Source organism: Acidimicrobiales bacterium (assembly GCA_036399815.1).
Taxonomy (GTDB): Bacteria; Actinomycetota; Acidimicrobiia; order Acidimicrobiales; family DASWMK01; genus DASWMK01.
Genome location: DASWMK010000222.1, coordinates 1 through 5,946, shown reverse-complemented (window position 1 = coordinate 5,946; position 5,946 = coordinate 1). Strand labels below are relative to the sequence as shown.

5 protein-coding genes are annotated in these 5,946 nt (G+C 78.6%); all 5 read left to right on the top strand.

The genetic code is table 11. The features are described from left to right. On the top strand, positions 1-1,219 hold a 1,219-nt coding region (locus tag VGB14_16615), incomplete at its 5' end, for a glycosyltransferase family 4 protein (protein ID HEX9994555.1). Then, positions 1,216-2,961 carry an alginate lyase family protein gene (locus VGB14_16610; GenBank protein ID HEX9994554.1) on the top strand — a complete coding sequence of 582 codons (1,746 nt, stop codon included), beginning with the start codon at positions 1,216-1,218 and terminating at the stop codon, positions 2,959-2,961. The genes VGB14_16615 and VGB14_16610, both read left to right, overlap by 4 nt. Continuing rightward, positions 2,940-4,085: a phosphotransferase gene (locus VGB14_16605; protein ID HEX9994553.1), complete on the top strand. Its 1,146-nt coding sequence runs from the start codon at positions 2,940-2,942 to the stop codon at positions 4,083-4,085. Before VGB14_16610 ends, VGB14_16605 begins: the two co-directional genes overlap by 22 nt. Beyond that, positions 4,082-5,233 (top strand): glycosyltransferase, encoded by a 1,152-nt coding sequence (locus VGB14_16600; protein HEX9994552.1) that lies wholly within the window; start codon positions 4,082-4,084, stop codon positions 5,231-5,233. The genes VGB14_16605 and VGB14_16600 overlap by 4 nt, the downstream gene beginning before the upstream one ends. Next, positions 5,230-5,946: hypothetical protein (locus VGB14_16595; GenBank protein HEX9994551.1), on the top strand; the 717-nt coding region annotated here is incomplete at its 3' end. The genes VGB14_16600 and VGB14_16595, both read left to right, overlap by 4 nt.

Genomic DNA, 5,946 nt, shown 5'->3' with positions numbered 1-5,946 from the left:
GCGGCTGGAGCAGCGGGGCGTGCGCATCCGCCTCCACGTCCTGCGCCCGCCGGACGAGGACGAGCGCCACCCGGTCGTCGACCGGGTCGCGGCGCCGACCACCTACCTGCCGCCGACGACGTCGCTGTCGTCCGAGCCGCTCGTCCGCTGGCTGCGGGCCAACCTGCGGCCGTTCCTGCCCGCCCTGGGGCGCACGGCCCGCCGCCACCCGCTGCGCCTGGCGCGCGCCGCCGCAGCGGCGGCCGCCCAGGCCGTGCGGGCGAGGAAGGGCTGGCGGCCCCGCAAGGTCTACGCCAAGGAGCTGCTCCAGGCCGTGGCCGTCGCCGACGCCGTCGACCGGGCCGGCGACGTGGTGCACCTGCACGCCCACTTCGCCCACGGCGCCACCACGGTCGCCTGGCTGGCCTCGATGCTGACCGGGCTGCCGTTCTCGTTCACCGGCCACGCCAAGGACCTGTACGAGGCCGACCTCAACCCGGCCGGCCTGCTGGCCCGCAAGGCCCGGGCGGCGGCGTTCGTGGCCACCTGCACGGCGGCCAACGCCGCCCACCTGCGGGCCGTCGCCCCCGGCGCGCCCGTCCACCTCGTGTACCACGGCCTGAACGCCGACTTCGCCCGGCTGCTGCCCGCCGCCGCCCCCGCCCGCCGGCCGGACCGGTTCCGGGTGGTGGCCGTCGGCCGGCGGGTGGCGAAGAAGGGCTTCGACGTCGTGCTCGACGCCGTCGCCGACCTGCGCGACCGGGGCCTCGACCTCGAGGCCGTGCTGGCCGGCGAGCCCGGCCCCGAGGACGCGGCCGTCGCCGAGCGGGTCGCCCGCCACGGCCTGCACGACGTCGTCCGGGTGCTCGGCCCGCTCGACCAGGCCGGCCTCGTCGAGCTGTACCGGGGCGCCAGCGCCTTCACCCTCGCCTGCCGGGTGGTGGCGAGCGGCGACCGCGACGGCATCCCGAACGTGATGGTCGAGGCCATGGCCGCCGGCCTCCCGGTGGTCACCACGGCCGTGTCCGGCATCCCCGAGCTGGTGGCCGACGGGGTCAACGGCCTGCTGGTGCCGCCCGACGACCCCGCCGCGCTGGCCGACGCGCTGTGGCGGGTGGCGAAGGACCCTGCGCTCGCCGCCCGCCTGGCCGAGGCCGGCCGGGCGACGGTCGCCGACCGCTTCGACGGCGACGTGCTGGCCGGGCGGATGGCCGACCTCCTGGTGGGGGCGGGCCGGTGACCGCCACGCTCGTCCGCCCCCGCCAGGTCCTGTGCGTGGTCGACGAGACCCGCAGGGACCTCGCCGTCGCCCGGGACGCCGTCGCCGGCCGGTTCACCCACAACGGCGTCACCCTCGACCTCGGCCGCCGCCCCGACTGGCTCGGCGGCGGGCTGCCGGGGGACGTCGAGTGGCGCATCGAGTGGGTCAAGCTCTACGAGGGCCTCGACCTGGCCCACGCCGGCTCGACCACCGGCGACCCGGCCCACCTGGCCGCGTGGGAGGACCTGGTCGAGTCGTTCTGCGACCAGGTCCCGGTCGGCCACGACAGCTCCGACGTGTCGGCCCGCCGCATGCAGAACTGGCTCTACGCCTGGCAGCGGTTCGGCCATCCGCCGCTGCGGCCGGGCCTGGCCGAGCGGCTCGTGGCCCGGCTGCGGGCCGACGCCGACCACCTCGCCGCCCACCTCACGCCCGAGCGCAACCACCGCACCCTGGAGCTGTACGCGCTGCTGCTCGTCGGGCTGGCGCTCGACCCGGGGCCGGAGCGGGCCGCGGCCGCGCTCGACCTGCTGGCCGCGAACGCCGAGGCCGACGTGTGGGACGACGGCGTCCACCGCGAGTGCTCCACCGACTACCACCTGATCGTCCTGCGGTCCTTCGTCGGGGCCATCGCCAACGCCAGGGCGGCCGGCCTCGACGTCCCCGCCCCCCTGCTCGACCGGACGGCGCTGGCCTGCGACTTCGCCCTCCACGTCCAGCGGCCCGACGGCACCACCCCGGCCCTCTCCGATGGCGACCAGGGCGACTTCCGGCCCCTGCTGGCCCTGGCCGGCGACGTGCTCGACCGACCCGACCTCACGTGGGCGGCCACCGGCGGGCGGGCCGGGACGCCGCCGGCCGGCCGCCACGTGACGTTCCCGGTCGGCGGCTACTGCGTGCAGCGCAGCGGCTGGGGCGACGGGCCGCTGGCCTACGCCGACGAGCGCTTCTGCGTGGTCGACTGCGGCCCGCTGGGCGACGGCGGCCACGGCCACTACGACCACCTGAGCGTCGAGATGGCGGCCGGCGGGCGTTCCCTCGTCGTCGACCCCGGTCGCCACACCTACGTCGACGGGCCGTGGCGCCGCTGGTTCAAGGGCACGGCCGGCCACAGCACGGTCACCGTCGACGGCCTGGACCAGACCCCGTACCGGTGCGGGAAGCCGAAGGGCCCGGTGTCGTCGGCCCGCCTGGTCGGCCGGTGGACGGGGCCGGGGCTCGACGTCGTCGTCGGCCGGGCCACGAGCCCCGCCTACGACGCCGTCCACACCCGGGCGGTGGCGCTGGTGGGCGACGACTGGTGGGTCGTCCACGACCGGCTCACCGCGCCGACCCCACACCGCTACCAGGCCCGCTGGCACCTCGCGCCGGAGGCCAACGGGCGCACGTCGGTGGAGGACGACGGGCGCCAGGTCGTGGTGCGGGCGCCCGGCGTGGTGCTGGCCGTGCCCCGCTGGTGCGGCGAGGTCACCGTCGAGGACGGCTGGGTGGCGCCCGAGTACGGGGTGAAGGTCCCGGCCCCGGTCGTGGTCGTCACCGCCGACGGTCGCGACGTCGACCTGGTCACCGCCGTCGTGCCCGGGGACGGGCCGGTGGGGCTGGCCGCCGCCTGCCGGGAGCAGTGGGTGATCGTGCGGGCCGGGCGCCCGGGCGCCACCGACCGGGTGTGGTGGCGCACGGGCGTCACCGTGGACGCCGGGTGGGAGCGCCGGCCGTGCTGACCGGCGCCGTCGACCTCGCGCCCGACCCCGTCCTGCCCGGCCGGGACGACCTCCTCGACCCGGCGACGCTCGTCCGGGCCAAGTACCGGATCGGCGAGAGCCTCCGCGTCGTCCACCGGGTCGACGGCGGCCTGGTGTCCACCCGGCTGTTCCCCGGCGGGCGGGTCGAGCGGTGGGCGTTCCCCGACGACCGCCGGCTGCGGGGCCTGGCCGACGTGCTCCGGCCGCCGGCCGACGTGGCCGGCCTGGCCGGCGGCCGCTGGGTCCGCTCGGAGGTGGCCGAGTACGCGCCCGAGCGGTCGCTCACCGTGCGCTGCGCCGACGCCGCCGGCGCCACCGTGGCCTACGCCAAGGCGTACGCGCCGGGCACGGTCGACGTCGCCGCCCTCGCCGCCCGCTACGCCGCCGTCGCCGACGGCCTCCGGGGCACCGGCCTCCCGGTGGCCTCGCCCCGCCCGCTCGGGTCGTCGGCCGAGCGCCACCTGCTCGTGCTCGAGGCCATGCCCGGCGAGCGCTGGGGCGACCTCCCGGCCGAGCGGCTCCGGCCCGCGCTCGGCCTGCTCGGCCGGGCCGTCGCCGCCGTCCACGGGCTGGACGTGCCCGGCCTGTGCCCGTTCGGCCGCCTGGCCGTGCCGAGGGTGACCCGGAGCGCGGCGCTGGTCGCCGCCGCCCGTCCCGACCTGGCCGGGCCGCTGGCCGAGGTGGCCGCCGCCCTCGCCGGCGGGCCGCCGCCCGGCGACCCGCCCGTCGCCCTCCACGGCGACTGCCACCCGAAGAACGCGCTGGTCGGCGGCGGGCGGCTGGCGCTCGTCGACCTCGACCAAGCCGGGTGCGGGCCGGCCGCCGCCGACGTCGGCAGCCTGCTCGCCCGCCTCCGCCTCGCCGCCCTGCTGGGCGACGCCGACCCCGCCGACCAGGCCCACCTGGCCGCCGCCTTCCTGGACGGCTACGCCGCCGTCCGCACCCCGCCGCCGCCCGGCTCGCTCGCCTGGCACACGGCCGCCGCCCTCGTCGCCGAGCAGGCGGTGCGGGCCGTCAACCGGGTGCGCCGCCACGTCCTGCCCGTCCTCGACCGGGTGGTCGCCGCCGCCGCCGACACCCTTCGCACCGGAGCCGTCCCATGACCCGCCCCCGCCTGCTGTTCCACTGCCAGCACTCCCTCGGCCTCGGCCACCTCGTGCGCTCCCTGGCGCTCGCGTCCGGGCTGGCCGAGCACTTCGACGTCGTGCTCCTGAACGGCGGGCGCCTGCCCGAGGGGGCCAGGGTGCCGGAGGACGTGCGGCTCGTGAACCTGCCGCCGCTCGGCCACGACGCGGCGCACCGGCTGGTGAGCCACGACCCCGAGCTCACCGTCGACGAGGCCATGGACCTCCGCCGCGACCTCGTCCTCCGCACCTACCGGGACACGGCCCCGGCCGTCGTGCTGGTCGAGCTGTACCCGTTCGGGCGGCGCAAGTTCGAGTTCGAGCTGCTGCCCCTGCTCGACGCGGTCGCCGCCACCCCCGACCGGCCCCTCGTCGTCTGCAGCGTGCGGGACATCCTCGTCGGCCGGGACGACGGCGGCCGCCACGACGAGCGGGCCAGCCGGCGGGCCAACGCGTCGTTCGACGCCGTCCTCGTCCACGCCGACCCGGCCTTCGCCCGGCTGGAGGAGTCGTTCCACCCGAGGACGCCGCTGGCCGTCCCCGTCCACCACACCGGGTTCGTCGCCCCCGAGGCCCCGCCGGCCGACGCCCCGCCGGTCGAGCGGGTGCTCGTGTCGGCCGGCGGCGGGATGGTCGGCGCCCCCCTGTTCCGGGCCGCGGCCGACGCCGCCGGGGCCGTGCACCGCCGCACCGGCCTGCCGACCACGATCGTCGCCGGCCCGTTCCTGCCCCGCGACGCGCTCGCCGAGCTGCGGGCGAGGGCGGCGGAGGCGCCCGAGCTCGACGTCGTATCCCGGGTCGACGACCTGGCCGGCGAGATCCGCCGGTCGACCGTGTCGGTCAGCCAGTGCGGCTACAACACCACCCTCGACCTCCTGCGGGCGGGCACGCCGGCCGTCGTCGTCCCCTACGCCGACGCCGGCGAGGACGAGCAGACCAGGCGGGCCGAGCGGCTGGCGGCCATGGGCGCCCTGCGGGCCGTGCACCCGGCCGAGCTCGACGGCGACCGCCTGGCCGAGGAGGTCGTGGAGCTGGTGCGGTTCCGGCCGGCGCCCGTCGCCCTCGACCTCGACGGGCGGCGGCGGTCGGCCCGCATCGTGGCCGAGCTGGCCGGGGTGCTGCGGTGACCGGCTGGCTGGCGCCGCTGGCCGCCGCCCTCGACGAGGCCGAGGCGCCCTGCCCGGTGTTCTTCCGGGACGACGACGCCGGCTGGGACGACGCCCGGCTGTTCGCGCTGCTCGACCGGTTCGACGCGCACAGCCTCCCGGTGGACGTCGCCGTCATCCCCGCCGCGCTCACGCCGGCGCTGGCCAGGGAGCTGGCCCGGCGGGCGGCCGGCGGCCTCGTCCGCCTCCACCAGCACGGCTTCGCCCACGTGAACCACGAGCCCGAGGGCCGCAAGTGCGAGTTCGGCCCGGCGAGGAGCCCGGCCGAGCAGGCGGCCGACGTGGCCGCCGGGCGGGACCGGCTGGCCGACGCCCTCGGCGACCTCGTCGACCCCGTGTTCACCCCGCCCTGGAACCGGTGCACGGCCGCGACGGCGGCCGCCCTGGCCGGGGCCGGGCTGAGGGTGCTGTCCCGGGACGAGAGCGCCGGCAGCGTCGGCCACCCCGGCCTCGCCGAGGTGCCGGTGACCGTCGACTGGTTCGGCGGCCGCAAGGGCGTCCGGTGGGCGCCGGCCGAGCTGGGGCGGCGGCTGGCCGACGGCGTGCGCGGCGGCGGACCGGTCGGCGTCATGCTCCACCACGCCGTCACCGACGACGACGAGCGGGCGGCCGTGGACGAGCTGCTGGCGCTGGTCGCCGGCGCGCCGGCGGCCCGCCCGGCGACGATCGCCGGG

Coding starts and splice junctions, on each gene's coding strand:
- VGB14_16600 (HEX9994552.1), top strand. CDS start 4,082: ATGACCCGCCCCCGCCTGCTGTTCCACTGCCAGCACTCCCTCGGCCTC.